Source organism: Nocardioides imazamoxiresistens (assembly GCF_032378595.1).
GTDB lineage: Bacteria > Actinomycetota > Actinomycetes > Propionibacteriales > Nocardioidaceae > Nocardioides > Nocardioides imazamoxiresistens.
Window position 1 is genome coordinate 580,632 of the sequence record NZ_JAVYII010000001.1, and the last position, 22,929, is coordinate 603,560.

General features: G+C 76.3%; 16 protein-coding genes. 9 read left to right on the plus strand and 7 right to left on the minus strand.

Annotated features, from left to right (window positions below; translation table 11 throughout):
- Positions 1 to 85: 85 nt before the first annotated feature.
- Positions 86 to 556, plus strand: coding sequence for a DUF2505 domain-containing protein (locus tag RDV89_RS02800; RefSeq protein ID WP_315731113.1), 471 nt, complete (start codon positions 86 to 88; stop codon positions 554 to 556).
- Positions 557 to 732: 176 nt separating this feature from the next.
- Here the strand turns inward: RDV89_RS02800 and pruA are convergent, their stop codons facing one another.
- The 4 genes from pruA to RDV89_RS02820 all read right to left on the minus strand — a co-directional run bounded on the left by pruA (position 733) and on the right by RDV89_RS02820 (position 5,152).
- On the minus strand, positions 733 to 2,358 hold the full coding sequence (pruA, locus tag RDV89_RS02805) for an L-glutamate gamma-semialdehyde dehydrogenase (RefSeq protein WP_315731115.1): 1,626 nt from the start codon (positions 2,356 to 2,358) through the stop codon (positions 733 to 735).
- 60 nt (positions 2,359 to 2,418) lie between these two features.
- Positions 2,419 to 3,036, minus strand: coding sequence for a hypothetical protein (locus tag RDV89_RS02810; protein ID WP_315731117.1), 618 nt, complete (start codon positions 3,034 to 3,036; stop codon positions 2,419 to 2,421).
- Between the two features lie 110 nt (positions 3,037 to 3,146).
- Positions 3,147 to 3,629, minus strand: a complete 483-nt coding sequence (locus RDV89_RS02815; protein WP_315731118.1) for a DUF6912 family protein — start codon at positions 3,627 to 3,629, stop codon at positions 3,147 to 3,149.
- Positions 3,626 to 5,152 carry a wax ester/triacylglycerol synthase family O-acyltransferase gene (locus RDV89_RS02820; RefSeq protein ID WP_315731120.1) on the minus strand — a complete coding sequence of 509 codons (1,527 nt, stop codon included), beginning with the start codon at positions 5,150 to 5,152 and terminating at the stop codon, positions 3,626 to 3,628. The genes RDV89_RS02815 and RDV89_RS02820 overlap by 4 nt, the downstream gene beginning before the upstream one ends.
- Positions 5,153 to 5,279: 127 nt before the next feature.
- On the opposite strand from RDV89_RS02820, the gene RDV89_RS02825 reads away from it, so the two are divergent.
- Together RDV89_RS02825 and RDV89_RS02830 are read left to right on the plus strand one after the other, a co-directional pair.
- Positions 5,280 to 5,726, plus strand: a complete 447-nt coding sequence (locus RDV89_RS02825) for a hypothetical protein (protein WP_315731122.1) — start codon at positions 5,280 to 5,282, stop codon at positions 5,724 to 5,726.
- Complete coding sequence (locus RDV89_RS02830) at positions 5,723 to 7,093, plus strand: hypothetical protein (RefSeq protein WP_315731124.1); 1,371 nt, start codon at positions 5,723 to 5,725, stop codon at positions 7,091 to 7,093. Before RDV89_RS02825 ends, RDV89_RS02830 begins: the two co-directional genes overlap by 4 nt.
- Here RDV89_RS02830 and RDV89_RS02835 read toward each other — a convergent pair.
- From RDV89_RS02835 to RDV89_RS02845, 3 genes are all read right to left on the minus strand, one after another.
- Positions 7,056 to 8,378 (minus strand): CpaE/TadZ family protein, encoded by a 1,323-nt coding sequence (locus RDV89_RS02835; protein ID WP_315731126.1) that lies wholly within the window; start codon positions 8,376 to 8,378, stop codon positions 7,056 to 7,058. The genes RDV89_RS02830 and RDV89_RS02835 overlap by 38 nt on opposite strands.
- 13 nt (positions 8,379 to 8,391) lie before the next feature.
- Positions 8,392 to 9,000 carry a hypothetical protein gene (locus tag RDV89_RS02840; protein WP_315731128.1) on the minus strand — a complete coding sequence of 203 codons (609 nt, stop codon included), beginning with the start codon at positions 8,998 to 9,000 and terminating at the stop codon, positions 8,392 to 8,394.
- 338 nt (positions 9,001 to 9,338) lie between these two features.
- The gene (locus RDV89_RS02845) at positions 9,339 to 9,977 is read right to left on the minus strand and encodes an excalibur calcium-binding domain-containing protein (protein ID WP_315731130.1); all 639 of its coding nucleotides are present in this window, start codon (positions 9,975 to 9,977) and stop codon (positions 9,339 to 9,341) included.
- Positions 9,978 to 10,134: 157 nt separating this feature from the next.
- On the opposite strand from RDV89_RS02845, the gene RDV89_RS02850 reads away from it, so the two are divergent.
- From RDV89_RS02850 to RDV89_RS02875, 6 genes are read left to right on the plus strand one after another with little or no spacing between them, the layout of a single operon-like run.
- Entirely contained in the window at positions 10,135 to 13,323 is a 3,189-nt protein-coding gene (locus RDV89_RS02850) for a DUF4132 domain-containing protein (RefSeq protein WP_315731132.1), read from the plus strand.
- Entirely contained in the window at positions 13,320 to 16,097 is a 2,778-nt protein-coding gene (locus RDV89_RS02855; protein WP_315731133.1) for a DUF4132 domain-containing protein, read from the plus strand. Before RDV89_RS02850 ends, RDV89_RS02855 begins: the two co-directional genes overlap by 4 nt.
- Positions 16,090 to 17,223, plus strand: a complete 1,134-nt coding sequence (locus RDV89_RS02860; protein WP_315731135.1) for an ATP-binding protein — start codon at positions 16,090 to 16,092, stop codon at positions 17,221 to 17,223. Before RDV89_RS02855 ends, RDV89_RS02860 begins: the two co-directional genes overlap by 8 nt.
- Entirely contained in the window at positions 17,216 to 19,756 is a 2,541-nt protein-coding gene (locus tag RDV89_RS02865) for a DUF5682 family protein (protein WP_315731137.1), read from the plus strand. The genes RDV89_RS02860 and RDV89_RS02865 overlap by 8 nt, the downstream gene beginning before the upstream one ends.
- Positions 19,753 to 20,901 carry a VWA domain-containing protein gene (locus RDV89_RS02870; RefSeq protein WP_315731139.1) on the plus strand — a complete coding sequence of 383 codons (1,149 nt, stop codon included), beginning with the start codon at positions 19,753 to 19,755 and terminating at the stop codon, positions 20,899 to 20,901. The genes RDV89_RS02865 and RDV89_RS02870 overlap by 4 nt, the downstream gene beginning before the upstream one ends.
- Entirely contained in the window at positions 20,898 to 22,793 is a 1,896-nt protein-coding gene (locus RDV89_RS02875) for a YehQ family protein (protein ID WP_315731141.1), read from the plus strand. Before RDV89_RS02870 ends, RDV89_RS02875 begins: the two co-directional genes overlap by 4 nt.
- The last annotated feature ends 136 nt before the right edge of the window (positions 22,794 to 22,929 follow it).

Below are 22,929 nucleotides of genomic sequence, written 5' to 3' on the forward strand. Positions count from 1 at the left end.
TGGTGCCGGGGGTTCGGTCCGATGCGCCATGATGGCGTCCGCGCGGGGCGACCGAGCCCCGCGGACCCCGCCGGACGGAGGATTCATGGCCAAGCGGATCACGCACCAGCTGACCTACGAGGCACCGATCGAGACGGTGCGCGCGATGCTCCTCGACCCCGGGTTCCGGGAGTCGGTGGCGGCTCAGCAGCGGGCGATCCGCTCCACGGTGGAGATCGAGGGCACGACCGTGCACCTCGAGACCGTGCAGCCGGCCTCCGGCATCCCGTCCTTCGCCAAGAAGTTCGTCGGCGACGAGATCGTGATCGACCAGCGCGAGAACTGGAAGGGCGACACCGCCGACGTGCACGTCACCATCCCGGGCAAGCCCGGGGACATGAAGGGCACGGCCCGCCTGACCTCCGACGGCACGACGACCACCGAGACGGTCGACCTCGAGGTCAAGGTCTCGATCCCGCTCGTCGGCGGCAAGATCGAGGGCCTCATCGGCGACCTGCTCGTCAAGGCGCTCAAGGCCGAGAACCGCGCCGGCCGGGAGTGGCTCGCCGCGCACTGACGCCCGCGCCGAGCTGGCACGAACGGCACGAGCACGGCGCCGAGCTGGCACGAGGGGCACAAGCAGGGCGCCGGCTGAGAGGCGTACCCGCGCGGGCCCTCCACCCGACGTCGTCAGCCGTGCCGTTCGAGCCAACTCGACGAGCTGAGCGTGCCGCTCGCGCCAACTCGACGGGGTCAGCCCTGGTGGGGGTAGCGGTGGTCGGTGGGCGGGACGAAGGTCTCCTTGATCGAGCGGGGGCTCGTCCAGCGCAGCAGGTTCGACGCCGCGCCCGCCTTGTCGTTGGTGCCCGAGGCGCGGCCGCCGCCGAACGGCTGCTGCCCGACGACGGCGCCCGTGGGCTTGTCGTTGACGTAGAAGTTGCCGGCCGCGAAGCGCAGCTCCTCGGCCGCCCAGGCGACGACCCGCTGGTCGCGCGCGAAGACCGCGCCGGTCAGGGCGTACGGCGCGAAGCCCTCCAGCTGGCGCGCGACCGTCTCGAAGTCGCCGTCCTCGAAGACGTGCACGGCGAGCACGGGCCCGAAGTACTCGGTGCGGAACATCTCGTCGCTCGGGTCGTCGGCCACCACGACCGTCGGCCGCACGAACCAGCCGACCGAGTCGTCGTACGTCCCGCCCGCCGCGACCTCGAGACCCGGGGTCGCCTTCGCCCGCTCGATCGCCGCCTTCTGCTTCGCGAACGAGCGCTCGTCGATGACCGCCCCCATGAAGTTCGACAGGTCGGTCGGGTCGCCCATGGCCAGGCCGTCGACGTCGGCCACCAACTGCTCGCGGATGCGCGTCCACAGCGAGCGCGGGACGTACGCCCGCGAGGCCGCCGAGCACTTCTGCCCCTGGAACTCGAAGGCTCCCCGCACGAGCGCGGTGCGCAGCGCGTCGGGGTCGGCCGACGGGTGCGCGAGCACGAAGTCCTTGCCGCCGGTCTCGCCGACCAGCCGCGGGTAGGCCCGGTAGCCGCCGATGTTGTCCCCCACGCTGCGCCACAGGTGCTGGAAGGTGGCCGTCGAGCCGGTGAAGTGGATGCCGGCGAGGTCGGGGTGCGGGAGCAGCACGTCCGAGACCTCGGCGCCGTCGCCGGGCAGCATCGAGATCACGCCCGGCGGCAGGCCCGCCTCGGTCAGCAGCTCCATCGTCAGCGAGGCCGCCAGCTGCTGCGTCGGCGACGGCTTCCAGATCACCGTGTTGCCCATCAGCGCCGGCGCGGTCGGCAGGTTGCCCGCGATGGCCGTGAAGTTGAACGGCGTGATCGCGTAGACGAAGCCCTCGAGCGGACGGTGGTCGGTGCGGTTCCAGATGCCCCGCGAGTTCGCGATCGGCTGCTCGGCCAGGATCTGGCGCCCGTAGTGCACGTTGAAGCGCCAGAAGTCGATGAGCTCGCACGCCGCGTCGATCTCGGCCTGGAACGCGGTCTTCGACTGCCCGAGCACCGTGGCCGCGTTCAGCCGCTGGCGCCAGGGCCCGGCGAGCAGCTCGGCCGCCCGCAGGATCACCGCGGCCCGGTCGTCGAACGACAGCGCCCGCCACCCCGGCGCGGCCTCGCGGGCCGCGACCACGGCAGCCTCCGCGTCGGCGCGCGTGGCGCCCCGGAAGGTGCCGAGCACGTGGCCGTGGTCGTGCGGCTGCACGACGGGGACCTCGGGGCCGGTGCCCTCGCGCCACCCCGCGACGTACGCCGGCAGGTCGCGCTGCGCGGACTCGAGCCGCTCGACCTCCTCCAGCAGCCCCAGCCGTTCGGGCGTGCCGGGCGCGTAGGTCAGGTTCGGCTCGTTGACGGGGGTGGGCGGCGTGCTGATCGCGTCCATACCTCGCGATGCTCGCAGACGGCGTGGGGGCGCTCAACCGCCCGGGAGGCGAGGCGCACCTCAGAGGGTCAGCCGCTCCCACCCGACGGCCGTCACGGTGTCGGTGTCGCCGCGCAGCCACGCGTCGAGCAGCTCGTGGACCTGCGCCGCCGTGGTCGCCCTCGTGGCGAAGTGCGCGTCCGGCCCGCCCTCGCGCCGCTCGACGGTCCAGTCGTCGGCGCTGTTGCGGTAGGTCTGGGCGTACACCTGCGGGTCCGCCGTCGTGACGACGACGAACCGCTCGACAGCGAGGGGCCCGACGAGCTGGGCGACCGCGGGGCGGGTGAGCGTCGGGAGCTCGCCGTCCTGGGTGATCAGCGTGCCGGGCAGCACCTCGCGCGGGTCGATGACCACGCCCACCTGCGGGTCGTACACCCCGAAGCCCGCCGCCAGGGCCTCCTCGTGCACCGCGACCCGGGCGTCCTCCACCCCGCGGAAGCCGACGGGGACGGCGACCGTGTCGCCCTCGGCGGTGAGCGGGGTGAGGGACAGGTGCTCACCGCACCGCTCGCCGATCCGCGTCGCCACCTCGGCGGCGGCGGGCGTCGGAGCCGCTCCCGCCTGCGCGGAGAGGTGCCGCTGCGCGGCCTCCGGGCTCGTGCTGTGCTCGGCCGGCAGGACGTACTGGTCGTAGCTCATGGGTTCCCCTCGTCGACGGCCGCCGGTGTGCTCCGACCGTGTCCGGCCGTGCCCGGCTGGGCCCGGCTGCGCTCCGGCCCGGCTGCCCCGGTCGACGCGTGCGGAAACCCTCAGAGCCCGTCGGCGTACGCCCGGATCTCCTGCGTGGCGAACCACGCGAGGTCGTGGTCGATCTCGACGCCGTCCACCTCGTCGGGCAGGTCGGCGTCGGCGTCCTGGTCGAGGTAGGCCGCGACCACGGCGTCCGGCAGGTCCGCGACGTCGACGTGCGCGGACGCGATCCGCTTCCACGGCACGTCGGCGGCGACCTCGACGAGCGTCGGCTCGTCGTCGGTGCCCGCGGGCTGCGCGTCGGGCACGTCGACGGCCAGCACCAGCCGGCGCGGGCGGTCGCCCTCGCCGCGGGCCGCCAACGAGGCGACGCCGGCCGCGGCCTGCGCCGCGTACTCCCACTCCTCGTCCTCGCCCTCGGGCCACGCCTCGGCGAGCGCCGGGGTGACGGCGTGCGCGCGGAAGGGGCCGGCGAGGCGGCCGTCGGCGACGACGGCGGCGAGACCGGAGGAGGTGACGGGCACGTAGACGCGGACGCTCACGGGCGGCCTCCCGGGTTGCGGTCGGACCGGCCGCGGCCGCGCGAGCGGCGCGTCCCGGAGCCGGTGGGGGTCTCGGGGGCGCGGCGGGCGGCCCGGCCGCGCGCGGGGGTGGCCGTGTCGAGCAGCTCGTCGAGGGCCTCGGTGATGCCGGCCGCGAGCACCGCGACGTCCTCGACCGCATCGCGGTCGGCGGTGATGCCGTAGTGGACGTGCCCGTCGTAGGAGGTCACGCCGATCGCGAGCGCGTGGCGCGGCAGCAGCGGCGGGACCGGGTAGCTCTCCTCCATGCGCGCGCCGGCCGCGTAGAGCGGGAACTGCGGACCCGGGACGTTCGTGACCGTCAGCTCGAAGCGGCGCGCGACCATCTCGCCGAGCGCGACCCGCGAGCCCAGCGCGTGGAAGGTGGTCGGCGCGAAGCCCGCGATGCCCGCGAGCCGGTTGGCCGCCACGGCGCGACCGGTCTCGCCGTGGGCGCGGAAGGAGTAGGACACCTGGTGCAGGCGCACGACGGGGCTGGTCTCCCCGATCGGCAGGTCGACGAGGTGGCCCTGGATCTGCGTGCCGAGCGAGGTGGCCTCGAGCTCGTCGTCGATGACCGACATCGGCACCAGCGCCCGCACCCGGGCCTGCGCCCCGATGCGCCGGTCCTGCGCCAGCATCCAGGTGCGCAGCGCGCCCGTGACGGTGGCCAGGATGACGTCGTGCAGCGTGCCGCCGTGGGCGTCGCGCACGGTGCGGTGGTCGGCGAGGCTGGTGCGCACACCCGCCACCCGCCGCTGCTGGGAGACCCGCGCGGGGGTCAGCGGGGACTCCGCGGCCGGCGCCGGGGCGGCCAGCGGGCCCGCCAGGCGGGCCAGCGGGCCGGCGACCGTGGTCAGGCGCCGGCGCAGCTCGAGGGTGCGGCGGCCGGCGGCGTGCCCGAGCGTACGCCCGGTCGCGAGCAGCGTCGCGGGCGTCGTGAGCGACTCGCGCACGGCGTCCGCGAGCAGTGCCGGGTCGCCGGGGCGGCGCCGCGGGGCCCACTCGTCGTGGCCGGTGACCTTCGGCGTCGCCGACACGTCGAGCAGCACCTGGCCGATGTCGACGGTCTCGACACCGTCGACCAGGATCTGGTGGGACTTGGACAGCAGGGCGACCCGGCCGTCGCGCAGGCCCTCGACGACGTACATCTCCCACAGCGGTCGCGTGCGGTCCAGCGGCCGGGACACGACGCGGGCGACGAGCTCGAGCAGCTGGTCGAGACCGCCGGGGCCGGGGATCGCGGCGCGCCGCACGTGGAAGCCGAGGTCGAAGCGGGGGTCGTCGACCCAGATCGGGTTGGCGAGGTGCGCCGGCACGGACAGCAGCCGCTGGCGGTAGCGCGGGACGAACGCGATCCGGTCGCTGATCAGGTCGACCAGCCGCTGGTGGGAGAAGGTCGAGTCGCCGGGATCGAAGATCTCCAGCGTCGCGTTGTGCAGCGGCGTGGCGACCGAGTCGGTCGCCAGGATCGCCATGTCGCGGGAGCGCAGACGCTCGGCCATGACTCCCCCACCTCCCTCGCCGTGGCTCGACCCGGGTCCGTAACCTCGCAGTGACGTCCGATGACCCAGCGGCGCCCGCGCCGATTGTGTCAGAGAGCCCCGCCCCCACCCAGGAGTGACCGAAGCCATGCTCGACCGCCGTGCCCCCCGTGCCGGGACCGCCGCCCTCCTCGCCCTCGTGCTCGGCGCCGCCGCGGCCTGCGGGGGCACCGCGGACGACGGCGACGGCTCCGGCAACGACGGTGCCACCGCCGGCGCGGACAGCTCGGGCAGCCCGACCTCCGACACCGGCGAGGTCACCGTCTCCCCCGACGCGCTGGTCGTCGACGTGACCATCGAGGGCGGTCAGGTCACCCCCAACGCCGAGCGGGTCGAGGCCGAGATCGGCCAGCAGATCGTCTTCCGCGTCACCTCCGACACCACGACCGAGATCCACGGCCACGCGACGCCCGAGTTCAGCTGGGCCATCGAGCCCGGCTCCTCCGAGCACGAGGTGACGTTCGACGAGCCGGCCAGCGTCACGGTCGAGACCCACGACCCCGACCGCACGCTCGTCCAGCTCGTCGTCCGTTGAGCAGCACCTCCCGCGAGGTCACGCTCGCCCACAGCAGCCTCGGGTCGCGCGCCGACCTCCCCATCCCCTTCGAGGCCCTCGTCATCGGGTCGGTGCTGGCGCTCGCGGCCTCCTTCGTGGTGCTCGCGGTGGCGTGGCGCTCGCCCCGCTACGACGGGCCCGAGCCGGGCACGACCCGCAAGGCCCCCTGGCGCCCCGACGCCGTGGCCCGGATCGGCGCCGTCGTGGACCACCCCGCCTCCCGCGGCGTCCTGCGCGGCCTCGGCGTCGTGTTCTTCGCGTACATGCTGTTCGCCCTCGTCGCCGGCCCCGACCTCGCCGTCAACCCCGGCCTCGGCATGTTCTACGTGCTGCTGTGGGTCGGCATCGTGCCGATGTCGCTGCTGTTCGGGCGCTTCTACCGCGCGGTCAGCCCCGTCCGGGCCGTGCACGCGCTGCTGGCCCGGCTGGCGCGCACCGACCCGGTCCACGGAGCCCGCGACCTGCCGCCGTGGCTGGGCTACTGGCCGGCGGCGCTGGGCCTGTACGCCTTCGTGTGGCTCGAGCTCGTCGCGGACTCCGGGGTGCAGACCTCGTCGGTACGCCTGTGGCTCGCGGTCTACCTGATGGTCATGCTGGTCGGCGGCGCGCTGTTCGGCGAGGAGTTCTTCGAGAAGGCCGACCCGTTCGAGGCGTACTCGACCCTGGTCGCCCACGTCTCCGTCTGGGGCCGCGACGAGCACGGGACGCTGGTGGCCCGCAGCCCGCTGGCCAACCTGGCGACGCTGGCGCCGGCACCCGGGATCGTGGCGCTCGTGGCGGTGCTGTTCGGCAGCACGGCCTACGACTCCTTCCGCGAGTCGGTCGACTTCGCCCGGTTCGTCAACAACACCGCCGACACGATCGACGCCCACCTGCTCTTCAACGGCACCATGCTCGCGATGGTGCTGGCCGTCGGCATCCTGCTGAGCCTGGCCTCGATGGCGACCCCGGCGGTCGGCGAGGTGCCGCGGCGCGCGCTGCCCGGGCGGCTGGCGCCGTCGATCGTGCCGATCATCGTCGGCTACGTCGCGGCGCACTACGCGACGTACCTCTTCGAGTTCGGCCAGCAGGTCGTCGTCTACATGAGCGACCCGCTCGTGGACGGCTCGAACCTGCTGGGCACAGCCGGCCTCGAACCGGCCTACTTCCTGACCGCCAACATCAACGCGCTGGCAGCGATCCAGGTCGGTGGCGTCGTGCTCGGCCACATCCTGGCCGCCGTCGCCGCCCACGACCGGTCGCTGGCGCTGCTGCCGCGGCGCCACCAGCTGGTCGGCCAGCTGCCGATGCTGGCGCTGATGGTGACGCTCACCGCCGGCGGGCTGTACCTGCTGTTCGCCTCCTGAGCCGGGCGCCGCGGCGCCCGTCCGTCGGCACCCGGCCGCTCGACGGCACGACCGCGGCGGCGAGCTCCACCAGCGCCCGCACCAGCGGACCGTCCGGACCGTCGAGCACGTGCCGCCCGGTGACGAGGGCGCGGTCCACCGCGCCCTGGTCGTCGGGCAGGAAGTGGACCCCGACGTCGCCGGCGACCTCGGCGACGAGGCCGTGCACCTGCGCCGTCGACCAGCCGAGGCTCGAGCGGGCGCGGTTGACCACGACGTGCAGCCGCGTCGGGGAGAGCTCGCGCAGCTCCGCCAGCCCGCGCGTCAGCCGGGCCAGGCCCACGGGGTCGGCCGTGCCCACCGCGACGACCACGTCGGCCCTCTCGAGGGCGGCCAGCGTCAGGCCGTTGCGCTCCGGGCGCCCGGCGATCGCCGCCGTCTCGTCGGTCTCGAGCGAGAACCCGGTGTCGACCACGACGTGACCGGCGTGGCGGGCGGCGGCGATCAGGTCCTCCAGCACCTGGGGCTCGACCTCGTCCCACCGCTCCGGTCGCGGCAGGCCGGAGAGCACGTGCAGGTGGCGCTCCAGGCGTCGCACCGCGGCCGTCCAGCCGCGGGCCAGGTCGCCGGCCGCCGCGCTGCGCGCGACCTGCAGGAGCCCGGAGACGTCGTCGACGACGCCGAGCTGCTGCGCGACCGCGCCACCCCACGGGTCCGCGTCGACGAGCAGGGTCGGCTCGCCGCGGCGCCCGAGCGCGGCCGCCAGGCCGACGGCCGTCGTCGTGCGTCCCGGCGCACCCGCCGGGCCCCACACGGCCACCGTCGTCGGCGTCCAGGGCGGCGCGGCGACGTCGGCGCCCCCGCTGCGCTGGGCGTGCGCGGGCCGGGCCGCGGTGTCGCCGCCGCGAGCGGCCCCGAGGTCGGGAGGCAGGGGCGTACGCGGCGTGGTCACCGGTCCCGCCGGCGGCTCCTGGACGAGCGCCACGAGGGCGGCGACGTCGCCGGCCGGGGCGACCGCGCGGATGCCGATCCGCGCGGCCCGGGCCCGGGTGGACTCGCCGGAGTCGGTGGCGACGCCGACCGTGCGGACCCGGTGGCGCCGCAGGTGCTCGACCGCGGAGCCGTCCAGCCCGGGGGCGTCGAGCCCGACCACGGCGACGTCGGCCTGCCCGAGGGTGGCGACGGCGAGGAGGTCGTTGACGTCGACGCAGCGCTTGAGGACGGTCACGTCGGAGCGCTCGTTGAGGGCGTTCAGCGCCGGCGGCTCCCAGGCGGCTCCCGCGCCGACCACGAGCACGCAGATCATCGGGCCACCCCGCTCAGCCCCGCTGCGCCACGGTCACGGTGCCCGAGGCCATCGCCTCGAGGGCGGCGGGGATCGCGTCCGCCTGGTCCTCCGGCACGGCCAGGACCAGCTGTCGCTCGGCGATCGAGCCGACCTGCCCCGCGGTGTCCGGGACCTCGACGACGCGGACGCCCTCCAGCAGGAGCCGCGCACCGTCGGCGTCCGCCGGCGCGGTGGCGCCTGCGTCCTCGGCTGCGTCCTCCGCGGCCGGCGCGTCCAGCCCGGCGGCCCACACGTCGACGACGCTGCCCGCGGCGACCGCGGGCGGCACCCGGGACGGGTCGACGGCCACCGGCAGGTGCCGCACCTCGTCCTCGGGCTCGTCGCCCGTCGCCCCGGCGGGCACGAGCTCACCGGCCGCGACGTCGCGCAGCAGCACGCGGTCGGGGTCCCACGGGTCGTCGGCCGAGAGGTACGCCGCCAGCCCGGCGTCGTCGCGGAACCGCACCCGCACGGCGACCACGTCGTCCGCCCCGACCTCCGCGCCCGCGACGAGGTCGTCACGTGCCGCCCAGACGGCGACGGTGTCGTCGGCCGAGGCCAGCAGGCGTACTCCGACCAGCACCGACACGGCCACGATCAACAGCCCCACCCACAGCCGTGCGTCGCGCCACCCCGGAGCGGTGGCGCGGGTCGCCGGCGGCGGAGGGACATTCCCGAGATGTCCACTCACCCGAGCATCATCGCGTCCCGGCCCGGCGTTGGCGAGAAGTTCTCCACAGGGTCAGGGTGAAATCTCGCTCGGAGCGGCGCAGGGCGCGGCCGGACGCGGCCGGGCGCGCGGAAGAAAACGCGGACCCGGCCCGAGAAAACGCGGACCCCGCCGGCCTCGGATCGACGGTCGGTCCGCGTTCTCCCGGCCGCCGTCCGCGTTTTCTGGGCGGGTGGGGGCGAGGGGCGGGTGGGGCGAGCCCGGGCGGCTCAGAACTCGCAGGAGACGCCGTCGCCGTCGCGGTCCTGGTACCAGCCGTACTCCGGGTCCACGCCGGACACGTACTCCCCGTAGCCGGCGGCGTTCGCGTCGCCGCAGGTGTCGAACCGAGGGTCGGTGCCCGACGAGCTGCCACCGGAGCCGCCACCCGAGCTGCCGCTCGACCCGCCACCGGAGCTGCTCGGCGCGGGTGCCGACCGCGCCGCCTGCGCGAGCGCCTCCTCGACGGCGGTGGCCACGGCGGTCTCCTGCTCCGCGGCCTGGGCCGCCCGCTCGGTGGCCAGCGCCTCCTCGACGGCCTGCGCGACGGCCTCGTGCCCCTGGGTCTCGAGCGACGCGAGCGCGGCCTCGTGCTCGGCCCCGGCCGACGCGAGCGCCTCCTCGACGGCTGCGTCGACCGCCTCGGAAACCTGCGTGTCGGCGATCCGGGCGGCCTCCTCCTCCACCTGCGCGGCGGCCTCGGCGACGGTCACGACCTCCCCCTCGTGCCGCTCCTGCTCCACCGACGCCCCGCCGATGCCGACGCCGACGAGGAGGGCCGCCACGCTCGCGGCGGCGGCCGTGCGGCCGCGGCTCCAGAAGGGCCGCTTCGCCGGCGGCCGTGCCATGTCGTAGCCCAGGTTCGTCATCCGTACACCTCCGGACCAAGTGAAACCCCGCGCACGGCCCGGCGTCCCGCGAACGGTCGAACCGGCGAGCGCGCGCGAGGAGTATGTCCGGGGCCGTCGGGGTAGACGCGCCGCCGGCGACAGCGCCCGGGGACCCGAGGGGGAGCAGACGGTGGAGATGCGCAGGTTCGAACTGGTCGACGGCTCGGCGGACAAGTTCTGGTCGATCGGCGTCGACGGCGCCACCGTGCGGGTCCACTACGGCCGCAACGGCACCAACGGCCAGGTCAAGGAGAAGACGTACGCCAGCGCCGCGGCCGCCGCGGCCGACGTCGAGAAGCAGGTCGCGGCGAAGGAGAAGAAGGGGTACGCCGAGGCGGCCGGCACGACCGCGTCCACGGGCGTACCCGCACCCCGGCCCACGCCCGCTCCCACGCCCGCCCCGACGCCCGCTCCCACGCCCGCCCCGACCGCCGTGGTGGTCGCCGAGCCCGGCGAGCCCGGCGACCTGGGCGTCGTGCTCAGCGAGATCGAGCGCGCCGCGTTCCCGGAGAACCCGCCCCTGGCGAGCACCGCCGTGCCCGCGACGGAGGAGGACCCGGAGTCCCTCGCCGACCGCTGGGAGGCCTGGGCGGCGGCCCACGTCGCCCGGCAGGACGCGTCGGGGTACCGACGCGAGGAGTACTACGCGCTGACCCCGTTCGACCAGATGCCCGACGTCGCCTCGGCGCGCTGGTGGCGCGCCTTCACGCGCGACATCGTCCCCCAGGTGCGCGAGCCGGAGTCGCAGGACTTCCGCGACGCCACCTTCGCCGAGTGGCGCGACTTCGAGGCTCTCGGGCTGGTCCGCCGCGACTACCGGGGCCTGCTCACCGTCCGCGAGCGTGCCCGCCGAGCCAGGGAGGTCGCCACGGACCCCGCTGGGGTCCTGCCGCCGCCCATGCACGACTTCGAGCGGCCCCACCGCAACACACAGGTGACCGGCACGGCCGAGCTGGCCGTCGACCTCGCGCTGGAGGGCCGCGCGGCCGTCCTCGCCCACGCCGTGTGGCGCCCGGCCTTCGACTGGGTGCCCGGCCTGCGCGCCCTGCTCCCCGACCTCGGCGCGGACGAGCTCGATGCCGCGCTGGCGGCCACCGAGCACTCCCAGCGCACCGACGTCGAGCGCGCCCCGGTGCTGTTCCGCAGCGCCCTGATCGGCGACGCCGAGAGCCACGACCGGATGCTGGCCGACCTCGACCCGCTCTACCTCGACTCGTGGGACAAGCGCATCGCGGCGGCCCTCCCGCTGCCCGACACCGACGCCCGCGCGGCGTTCCTGGAGGGCGTGCTCGACGCCTTCCGCGCCCATGCGCTCACGGAGGGCGACGACCCCGACGAGGTGAGCGAGTGGTCGGCCCTCCCCGACCTGTTCGGGCTCGCGGTCTTCGGGCAGCCGGTGCTCGACCGTGTCGTGCGGGTCATCCAGGGCAGGGGCAACACGCTGATGGCCACGGTCGCCACGCAGCGGCTCGCCGAGCGCGTCACCGGGCCGGGTGCGGTCGGCGCCTTCCTGCGCCTCGCCGCGGCCTCGCGCGCCGCGGCAGAGGCGCGGTCCTGGCTGCTGGCGCACCCGGCCTCGGTCGCGGCGTACGACGGCCGCCCCGGGGCTGCCGAGGCCGGCGTGCTCGACGCCGTGGTCCGCGAGATCCTGGCCGGCGACCCGACGTTCTCGCCGCGCAGCGCCCGCGCGATCGCCGTGGTGACGGCCATCCGCGAGGAAGCCGACCTGCCGGTGCTCGGCGCCGACGGTCCGCCCGCCTGGTGGACCGACGCCCTCGCCGCCGAGGAGGCGGCCGCGCTCCCGGAGAGCAAGCTCAAGGTGCCGCGGAAGCTGCCGACCTGGACGACGTCGCTGCCGATCCTGCGCTTCGACGGGGCACGGCTCGACGCCGACCAGACCCGCGAGGTGCTGCTGTCGGCGGCGCGCAGCGGCCTCGACCCCACGCTCGCGCCGCGCCCCCTGGTCGCGGCGGTGCGCGACCGGATGACGACGGGCGACCGGGACCGCTTCGCCTCCGCGCTGCTCGCCGGTTGGCTCGGCAACGGCGGCGCGTCCGGCGAGCGGACGCTCTTCCTCGCCGCGGGCTTCCTCGGCGCCGAGGGGCTGGTGGCCGAGCTCGCGCCCCAGGTGCGCGCCTGGCCGGGCCAGAGCCAGCACCAGCGGGCCGTGCTGGGTCTCGACGTGCTCGCGGCGACCGCGACGACGAGCGCCATGCAGGCCATCTCCGGCATCGCCGGCAAGTCGAAGTTCAAGGGCGTGCAGAAGGCCGCGAACGAGTCGCTGCAGCGCCTCGCCGACCTGCAGGGCCTCACCGTCGACGAGTTCCAGGACCGCGTCGTCCCCGACGGCGGCCTGGACCCGCGGGGCGTACGTGTCCTCGACTACGGGCCCCGACGCTTCCGCATCGCGCTGGGCGCGGACGGCAAGCCGGTCGTCCACGCCCTCGGCGACGACGACCGGCCCACCGGCAAGCCGCGCACGTCGCTGCCGGCCGCCAACGGCAAGGACGACGCCGAGCAGGCCGCCGAGGCCAAGAAGGAGTTCACGCTGCTGCGCAAGCAGCTGACCGAGGTGGCGAAGATCCAGACGGCCCGTCTCGAGCGGGCGATGGTCACCGGGCGGGTGTGGTCGGCGGCCGACCACGAGGCGTACGTCGCGCGGCACCCCGTGCTCAACGCCCTCGTGCGGCCCTTGGTCTGGCGGCTCGTGGAGGCCGACGGCACGGCGACGCTGGTGCGGGTCACCGACGAGCGTGAGTACGTCACCGTCGACGAGGACCCGGTCGAGCCCGGCGAGGGCGCGACCCTGACGCTCGCGCACCCGCTGACGCTCTCCGACGCGGAGAAGGACGCGTGGCGCGCGCACCTGCTCGACTACGAGCTCACGTCGCCGGTCGAGCAGCTCGACCGCGCGGTGCACGGCCTGCCCGAGGGCCAGAGCGGGTACGCGCTGGCCGGCCTGCCCACCGGTGAGATCGGCCCCGGCGCGCTGACCTCGACCCTGGAGCGCGACGGGTGGCACCGCGGCCAGCCGCAGGACGCGGGGGTCGTGCACGCCTTCTCGCTGGCACTGCCCGCCTACGGCGTCGGCGTGGTGCTCGAGATCTCCGAGGGCCTGTGGTCGGGGATGCTGCACGAGTCGGGTCCGCAGCGGCTCGACGCGGTGAGCCTCGTGCCGCTGTCCTACGTCGAGCGCGGTGTCGGGTACGTCTGGTGGGACCGCGAGGACGTGCGGATCGAGTGGACGAGCGCGCACCCGGTGGTGGTGTCGGAGGTCCGCCGTAGCCTCGCCGCCGTGGCGGCCCGGATGGAGACGACGGCGTGAGCGTGGGCTCGGGGGGCGACCTCGGCATCGTGCGCAACCGCGTCGAGGAGGCCGTGCTGGCCGAGGGACGTCCGCTGGACGACCTCACGGTGCCACCGCCGGCGGACCCGAGGAAGGTCGCGAAGGCGGGTCGCTCGTGGGTCCGCAAGCCCGCGGGACCCACCCCGTTCGACGGGGTGCCGGACCCGACGACCGCGGCGTGGTTCGCGACGCAGGCGATCGAGTCGGAGCCGCTCGACGGGGACGGGGAGCCCCTGCCGTGGGCCGCGTTCGCCGACCCCGAGGTCCGGGCCACGTGGTCCTCCGGGACGAGGCGGATCGACCCGAAGGAGCAGCTGCTGCGGGCGGACGCGGCGGCCGTCACGGCCGCCTCCGGCGACCCCGCCCAGGTCGCCCTCACCGTCCCGCACCGGTCGTTCGGCTGGGGGCTGCTGCCCGCTCCGCTCGACGCCGGCGCCCGCCTGGCGCTGCGTGGCGCGGGCGACCTCCTGGACCTCGACGCAGCGCTCACGGGAGAGCTGCGGGCCCGCGACGTCCTGGGGTTGAGGGCGTACGGCCTGCCCGGCGTCACCCCCGAGGCGCGCGAGCGGATGCTCGCGGTCGTCGCCGACCCGACCGCCGACCCCGCGCGCCGCCTCCTGCTGAGCGCCCTGGTCGCGTCGCCCGAGGACCACCACGGGCTGGTCGTCGAGCTGGGTCCCGCGCCGTACACGTGGGTCAACCCGACGACCCGCGGCGACCAGGTGCTCCTGGGCGACCCGCACCTGCTCGTCGCCGTGGCCGCCGCGCTGCCGGACCCGGACGCCCGGCGCACCCTGTGGTTCGCCGTCGACGACCGGCTGCGCCAGGGCGGCTCCGAGCTGACCACCTCCTTCACCAGGCCCGACCTCGCGCTCGTCGTGTTCGGCGAGCCGGTCCTGGCCGGTCTCGTCGCGCGGAAGTGGATCGCCGGCTACGTCGTGAAGCGCGCGACGGCCGTCCTGCAGCGACTCTCGGGTCCCGCCTCGGTGCCCTGGGCGCTGCAGCTGGCGGTGGACAGCTCGAAGGTGACCGGCGCCGTGCGTGCGTGGCTCGTCGAGCACCGCGCCGTGGTGGGGGCGTTCGACGGCAGTCTCAACGCCGCCCGCACCGAGCAGCTGGTCGCCGCCGTGCCCGACCTCGTCGAGGCCGGGCAGACGGAGTTCGCGCACCCGGCCGCCGCGGCGGCCGCCCGGCTCGTGGTCACGCAGAGCGCGGAGCAGGCCGACGCCGGGGCGTTCGGGGCCGACGCCCTGCCGCAGTGGTGGGCCGCGGCGCTCGCGGCGGAGGAGGCGTACAGCGACGGGCAGTCCGTGAAGCTGCCCCGCCGCCTCCCCGACTGGGTCACCGCCACGCCCCTGGTGCTCGGCGGGCGTCCCCTGGGCGCGGGGGACGCGGAGGCCGTGCTGACCGCGGCCGCCCGCACCGTGCCCGACGGGCCCCGCCGGCCGCTCGTCGCCGCGGTGGTCGCGCACATGTCGGCCGCGGAGCGCGACACCGCCGGCACGCACCTGCTGCGCGGCTGGATCACGGCCGGCGAGCGCACCCAGGACAAGCCGTTCGCCCGCGCCGGTGCGGTGCTGGGCGCCGACGGCTGGGTGGACGAGGTCATGCAGCGCGTGCGCGAGTGGAACGAGGGTCGCTACAACCGCGCCAAGTTCGGGCTCGAGCTCGTCACCCTCAACGCCTCGAGCGCCGCTGCGGCCGCGCTGGCGAGCGCCGAGTCGTGGAAGAAGGGCGGGATGGACTGGGTGGCCGCCGTGCAGCTGGGGGCGCTGGCCGACCTCCTGGGGCTCTCGGTCGAGGACCTCGGCACCCGGCTGCTGGCCACCGGTGACCTGGACGCCCGCAGCACGCGGGTCCTCGACTACGGCTCGCGCTCGTTCCGCGCGAGCCTGCGCCCCGGCGGCACGGTGGTGCTCCACCTGCTCGACGCCGACGGGCGCCCGAGCGGCAAGCCCCGTGCGAGCCTGCCGGCGGCGAACGGCAGCGACGATCCTCTGGCGGTCGCCGCCGCCAAGAAGGCCCTCAAGGCCCTGCGCGCGACCGTGACCGAGGTGGGCCGCACCCAGGCCGCGCGGTTCGAGGGCGCGATGGTCGACGAGAAGCCGTGGACGGGTGCCGACCACGCGACCTACCTGGCTCCGCACCCGATCGTGAACCCGCTGTTCCGGGCCCTGGTCTGGCGGGCCGTCCCACCCGACGGCAGCACCGTGCTGGTCCGCATGGACGAGGGCGGGGAGTACGTCGGGGTCGACGAGGAGACCCACGTGCTGCCGGCCGACGCGAGCGTCACCCTGGTGCACCCCGCGCGGCTCACGGCCGAGGAGCGGGACGCCTGGCGCGCCCACCTCGCCGACCACGAGCTGGTGGCGCCGTTCCCGCAGCTCGACCGCCTCGAGGTCGTCGGCCCGCGGGCCGACGACGGCTCGCCCGCCCTGCCCGTCGGCACGATCCATCCGGGCACGCTGCACGGCACGCTGTCCGGACAGGGCTGGGGCATGGCGTACGCCGACGGCGGCGAGCTCGCCACCGCGTACGACCGGGCGTTCCTGGCTGCCGGCGTCGTCGCGACCCTGCACGTCACCGGCGTCGTGCTCTACAACCCCGCGGTCTCGGGCGACCAGCGCGTGCTGCGGCTGCGGGTCGCCCGGGGGAACACGGTCGTGCCCTGGGCCGACCTCGACCCGATCGTGGCCGCCGAGATCGACCGGGCCGTCGCGGCCCTGCACACGAAGGTGGTGGCGGATGCCTGAGGTGACGGCGGCGGGGAGCGCAGCCCCGCCCCGCGTGCAGCGTCCCTCCGCCGAGACGCGGTGGGCCGACGAGCTCGAGCGCCTCGCCGCGCGCGACCGCACGACGGGCGCGCGGGTGCCGGAGGGCTGGCGGCTCTCCCCGCGCAGCGTCGTCGACTTCGTGCTCGGCGACGCCGGGCGACGCGACGGCCTCGGCCTGGAGGCCAAGTTCGTCGGCGAGCGGGCCCTGGTCGAGCGGTGCGTCGTGGCGCTGGCGACCGACCGCGGGCTGATGCTCGTCGGCGAGCCGGGCACGGCGAAGTCGTTCCTCTCCGAGCTGCTCGCGGCCGCCGTCTCGGGCGACTCCACCCTCACGGTGCAGGGCACGGCGTCGACGACCGAGGACGCGATCAAGTACTCGTGGAACTACGCGCTGCTCCTGGCCCGCGGCCCCAGCCTCGACGCGCTGGTGCCCGCCCCGGTGCACCGCGGCATGAGCGAGGGCGCCGTGGTGCGCTTCGAGGAGATCACCCGCTGCCCGATCGAGACGCAGGACTCGCTGCTCTCCGTGCTCTCCGACCGCGTCCTGGTCGTGCCCGAGCTGGCCGACGAGCACCGTGTGCTGCACGCGCGCCGCGGCTTCGCCGTCGTCGCGACCGCCAATATCCGCGACCGCGGCGTCAACGACATGAGCGCAGCGCTGAAGCGGCGCTTCAACTTCGAGACCGTGCACGCCATCGCCGACGTGGCCCGCGAGACGGCGCTGGTGCAGCGCCAGAGCGACGCGATCCTCGCCGAGGCGGGCATCACCTCCGGCCTGCCCGGCGACCTGACGGAGGTGCTGGTCACCCTGTTCGGCGAGCTGCGTCGGGGGCACACGGCCGACGGGCGGCCGGTCGAGCAGTTGTCCACCGCGATGTCGACGGCCGAGGCGGTCTCGGTCGCGGTCGCCACGGGGCTGGCGTCCGCGTGGTTCACCGGTGCGCCGCCCCGCGGGGAGGACGTCGTGGGGGCGATGCTCGGCAGCGCGCTCAAGGACTCCGACGACGACCGGTCCCGGCTGCGCGGCTACCTGACCCGGGTCGCGAAGGAGCGCGGCGGGCGCTGGCAGGAGCTGTACGCGGCGCGCGGCCTCCTCGATGGCTGAGCCGGCTCCCGAGGACGGGGCGGACGCCGAGATCGACGCCGAGGTCGGCGCCGACGGGATCTGCTGGGTGCCGGTGCGGCACCACTCCCCCGCGGCCACCCGGGCGGTGCGCGACCTCGTCGCCCGCCTGCGTCCGGTCGCGGTCCTGGTCGAGGGGCCGGCCGACTACCGCCGCGTCGACCAGCTGCTGCTGCCGCACGAGCCCCCGGTGGCGCTGATGACCTGGTGGCGCCGCGAGCGCCCGGACGGCACGCAGGTGGCGTACGCCCTCTACCCCTTCGCGGTCTTCAGCCCCGAGTGGCACGCGGTGCGCGACGGCGCCGCGGTCGGCGCCGACGTCCGGTTCATCGACCTGCCGTGGCACCTGCAGGTGCTCGTGGAGCACGGCGGGTACGCCGACACCCCGGCCGCCGCGGACGGCGAGGGCGTCGCGCTGCAACGCGCCGACGAGGTGAGCGAGACGTTCTTCGAGCGCCTCTCCGCGCACACCGGACGTCGCGAGATGTCGGCCGTGTGGGACGAGGTCGCCGAGATCGACCCGGGCCTGACGACGAGTGCGTACCTGCGACGCGCCGCCGTGCTCGGCGCCGGGATCCGTGCCAACGCCGACGCCCGCGCCGGCCGCCCGGACGACCGCGCGCTGGACCTCGCCCGCGAGGCCCACATGGCCGCGGAGGTCCGGCGGGCGCGCGCGGAGCACTCAGACGGGGTGCTGCTGGTCGTCACCGGCGCCGCCCACACCGCCGCGCTGCGCGAGCGGCTCGGTGCCCCGCCCCGCTCCGACGAGGCGCAGGGCGCGCCCGCGGCGCCGGAGGACCTCGAGACGGGGCACGCGCTGGTCCGGACCTCCTACCCCGAGCTCGACGAGCACCGGGGTTACCTCGCGGGGCAGCCGAGCCCGGGCTACTACGACCGGGTCCACCGTGCGGGTGCCACCGGCCGGGCCGAGGACGCGGACGGTGTCACCGACGTCGTCCTCGCCGAGGCCGTCGCGGCGCTGCGCAAGGCCGGCGCTCCGCTGTCGGCGGCCGACCTGGTCGCGACCCGCGCCACGATGCTCGGTCTGGCGAGCCTGCGCGACCACGCCCGCCCCTGGCGCGACGACCTCGTCGACGCGCTGACGTCCACCCTGGTCAAGGACACCGTCGCGGCAGACGCGGCGACGAGCGCCGACGGCGGCCACCCGCTGGTCAACCGCGTGCGCGAGCTCATGCGCGGCGACGCCGTCGGTCGGCTCGCCCCCGGCACCGACCTGCCGCCGCTCGTGCACGAGGTCGAGGACCGGTGCGCGCGGCTGGGGATGCCGCTGGGGCCGCGCGCGACGACGTACACCCTCGACCTGGAGCAGGCCGACGACCGCGAGCGAGCGCAGCTGCTGCAGCGGTTGCGCGTCCTGGACGTCCCGGCGGCGCGCCTGGTCCGCGACGTGCGCGCCCCCGGTGCGCCCGGACCCGTCGACGTACCCGACGCGCGGCGACCCGCGCCGGGCGCCCGGGTCACCGAGCGCGTCGACCCGACCCAGGAGTGGACCGTGCGCGGCGGGCCCGCCGTGGGCGCGCGTGCCGTCCTGGCCAGCCGGTTCGGGGCGAGCATCGAGCAGGCCGTGCTCGCCGTGCTGGTGCGGCGGGCGGCCAGCGGGGAGGTCGCGGACCTCGCCTCGACCCTGCTCGACGCGGTGCTGTGCGGGCTGCCCGACCTGACCGGCCGGATGGGCGAGCGGGTCGAGGCGGTCACGCTCGGGCTCGACCGGCTGGACGAGCTGACGGTCCCGCTGGACGTGCTGCTGCGGCTGCACCGCTTCGAGCGCTGGTACGCCACCGCCGGCCGCGCCGATCTCGACGCCCTGCTGCGCCTGGTCGGGCTGCGGTGCGTCGAGCTGCTCGAGCGACTCGGGCCCCAGGCCTCGGGAGCGCCGTCGCAGGCGCTGGCCCGTGCCCTGCGCCGCGTGGTCGACGCGGTCGTGGCCAGCCCGGCCCTGCAGGACCTCGAGCCCCGGCTCGCGGCGGCCCTGGTCGCCCAGCTGGAGCGCGGCGCCACCCGTTCGGGCCACGCGCCCGAGGCGCTCGGCGCGCTCACCGGGGCGCGCTGGCTGCTGGAGTCGGCGACGCCGTCGGCCGACGGGAGCAGGACCCCGCAGGGAGCGCCCGACCCGGTCGGGACCGGGGAGTGGTACGCGGGCCTGCTCACCGTCGCCGGCCACCTCGCGCTCGCCGCCCCCGAGATCTTCGACCCCCTCGACGCGGCCCTGCGGCAGTGGGACGACGCGGACTTCCGCCTCGCCCTGCCCGACCTGCGCCGCGCGGCGGGGAACCTGCTGCCGCGGGAGCGGCGGGCGCTGCTGGACCACCTGCGACCGCCCGGTGGCGCCGGTCCCGGAGGTGCGTCAGCGCTCGTCGTGCCCCCCGCTGTCCTCGCCGACCTGCTCGTCCGCGAGGACGCGCTGTGGACGCTGGTCGAGCAGCACACCGGCCCCCTGCGCACGGCCACGAGAGCCACGGGAGCCGCAGGGTCCGCGAGCGGGAGCACCCCGTGATCGGTCCCGACGACGCGCAGGTCGCCCGCCGCTGGCGTCTCGTGCTGGGCCCGGCGGCCGACGACGCGCTCGGGCGCCCGGCCGGGGAGGAGGCGCGCCTCGACCACGCCCTGGGCTTCCTCGACGAGGACGGCGGCGGTGCGCGCAGCGCCGGCCTCGGTGCTTCAGGGCTGATGACGAGCACGGAGTGGATCAACGAGGTGCAGTCGCTCTTCCCCCGCTCGGTCGCCGACCGGCTGGTCGAGCGGGCCGTCGAGCAGCACGGCATCGACGACCTCGTCCTCGACCCCGAGGCGCTGGCGGCGGTGACGCCGAGCCAGGCGCTGCTCACCGCGATCCTGCGCAACCGGAGCCTGATGAGCCCGGCCGTGCTCGGCGCGGCCCGCACCGTCGTGGCGAAGGTCGTCGGCGAGCTGATGGAGCGCCTGGCCGAGCCGGTGCGCACCCCGTTCGCGGGGGTGCGCGACCCGCGGCGACCCAGCCGGCACCGGGTCGCCGCCAACTTCGACCCGCGCGCCACGATCCGCGCGAACCTGCGCAACGTCGATCCCGCGACCGGTCAGCTGGTGATCCGCACGCCCCTGTTCTCCAGCCGCGTGCGCCGGCAGGCCGATCGCTGGCAGGTGATCGTCGCCGTCGACCAGTCGGGGTCGATGGCCGGCTCGGTGATCCACTCGGCGATCACGGCGGCCATCTTCCACGGGCTCGGCACGCTGCGGGCCCACCTGGTGGCCTTCGACACCGAGGTCGTCGACCTCACCGACCAGCTCGCCGACCCGGTCGAGGTCCTCCTCGGCGTGCAGCTCGGCGGGGGCACCGACATCGGCCGCGCGGTGCGCTACTGCGCGTCGCTGGTCACCGAGCCACGCCGCGCCATCGTGGTGGTGGTCAGCGACTTCTTCGAGGGCGGCGACCCGGTGGTGCTGCGCTCCGCCGTGCGCGGGCTCGCCGAGAGCGGCGCGACCGTCCTGGCGCTGGCGGCCCTGGACGAGGACGGCCGCGTCGGCGTCGACGAGAACGAGGCGCGCGAGCTGGCCCGCCTGGGAGCGCACGTCGGGGCCATGACCCCGGACCAGCTGGCGCAGTGGGTCGCCGAGGTCGTCGACGGGGTACGCCCCTCCGGGCCGCCGCAGGCCGCGCCGTGATCCCCGACCTCACGGGCCTGACGCCCGACGTACTGCGCGACCTGACCAACGTGGGCACGGTGCGCCGCGCGACCCGCGACCTCGAGGAGGGCACCGTCACGGTCGAGCTCGTGGAGACCGACGCCGGCCTGGAGGCCAGCGCCTCCGACGGCTCGTGGTGCCTGCTGGGCGCCGGGGCCTTCGACACCTGGCGCTGCGATTGCGCCGCCGGCGGGTCGTGCCGCCACGTCGTGCGCGCCGTCCTCGCGCACCGGGCGGCCGGGGCCGCCGGGGCCGCGCCCGCTGCCTGTCCCACCGACACCACCGCTGCGCAGGCGCCGCCGGTCGTCGACGCCCGCACGGCGCGTGCGGCGGCCGCGGCGCGGGAGGCGTACGGCCTCGTCGCCGTGGTGCGGCGCGGCGAGCGGACCACCGTCGTCCTGCACGTCCCGGCGGAGGCGACGGTGCGCCTCGGCGCCGACGCGGACCCCCGCTTCGCCCGCTGCGACTGCGGCGCCCCCGGGTGCGCCCACCTCGACCACGCGACGGCGGCGCTGGCCGTCGGGCCGGACGACGGGCTCGTCGCGTCGCCCGCGGCGACGCCGGGACTGACCCGCCCCGACCCTGAGCTCGTGGCGCGCTGGCACGCCTGGTGGGGCCGGCTGCTCGACCTGGGTCTGAGCGCGTCGGAGGAGCTGGTCGCGGCGGGCGTCGGGCTCGCGACGGCCCTCGAGGACGCCGGGCTGCCCCACCCGGGGGCCGTGGCGCGCGACCTCGTCGCCCAGCTGGCGCACCACGCGGCCCGGGACGCCGAGGTCTCCCCGACGCGCATCGTGACCCTGGCCGGCGAGCTCGAGGTGCGGTTGCGCTCGCTCGACCGGCCGGGCGGGGTCCCCGCCGCTCTCGTCGCGGGGGTGCCGGAGCACGAGGAGCCCGTCGGCGCGCAGCGCCTGGTGGGTCTCGGCGCCGAGCACCTGCACGTGGGCGGCTGGAGCCGCCTGCGGGTCTACCTCGGCGACGTGCGCTCCGGCGCCGTGCGCACCCTGACCGTCGAGGCCGTCGACACCGAGGACGTGCGGGTCTCGGCCCGTCGGCTGGGGGCCCGCAGCCGGTCCGGCAGCACGTACGCCGCGTGGGCGGCCGCCGCGTTCGTGCTCCCGCGCAGCCGTCGTCGCGGCGCCGAGCTGGTGCTCCCGCGCGGGACCGCGCCGGTGCAGGCCGCCACACGGTGGGAGGTCCCGGAGGACTCACCGCTGTTCGCCCCCCACCTCGGCGCGGTCGCCGGCGACGTCGACGTGCCCGCCGCGCTCGCCCCGCGCGGCTCGGTGGCCGGCCTCGGCGCCCTGCGGGTCGCCGCGGTCGAGGACGTCGCCACCGACCCGTCCGAGGACCTCGTGGCCGCGACCCTGCGGGACGTCACGGGCGCGACGGCGCGCCTCGAGCTGCCGGTCTCCTCGCGCGCCCGGGACGGCGCCCGCGCGACCGCCGCGCTGCTGGCCTCGGGCGGGACGACCGCGGTGGCCGGGCGCTGGGTGCGCCGCAGCGACGGCCTCGTGGTGCGCCCGACCCTGCTCGACGGCCCGGCCGGTCCCCTGGTGGTACCGCTGGGCGACGGCGCGGACGACGCAGCGGCCGTCCCCTCGACCTCCCCCGTTTCCGTCCCCGGGACCGGCTCGGCGGACCCGTGGCAGCGGCTGCTGCACGACGTCACCGAGATCGTGGGCCGCCTGCTCGTGCTCGGGTCGCGGCGCGGCGCGGCGACCGCCCGTCGCGACCTCCAGGAGGCCGCGACGACGGCGGCCGGGCTCGGCCTGCTGCGGTGGTCGGGCGTGCTCGCCGGGGCCGCCCGCGACCCCGGCCCGGACCACGCCGCCCTGCTCGACGTCGCCGTGCTGCTCGAGATGGCGCGCTGAGCCCATTCGGACCCAGCCCGGCCGGGCCGGGCGGCGTCGGGGAAAACGCGGACCGCGCTCGAGAGAACGCGGACGGACGGTGCCTCACGTGGCCCGGACGTCCGCGTTTGCCACGAGCCGGTCCGCGTTTTCTCCG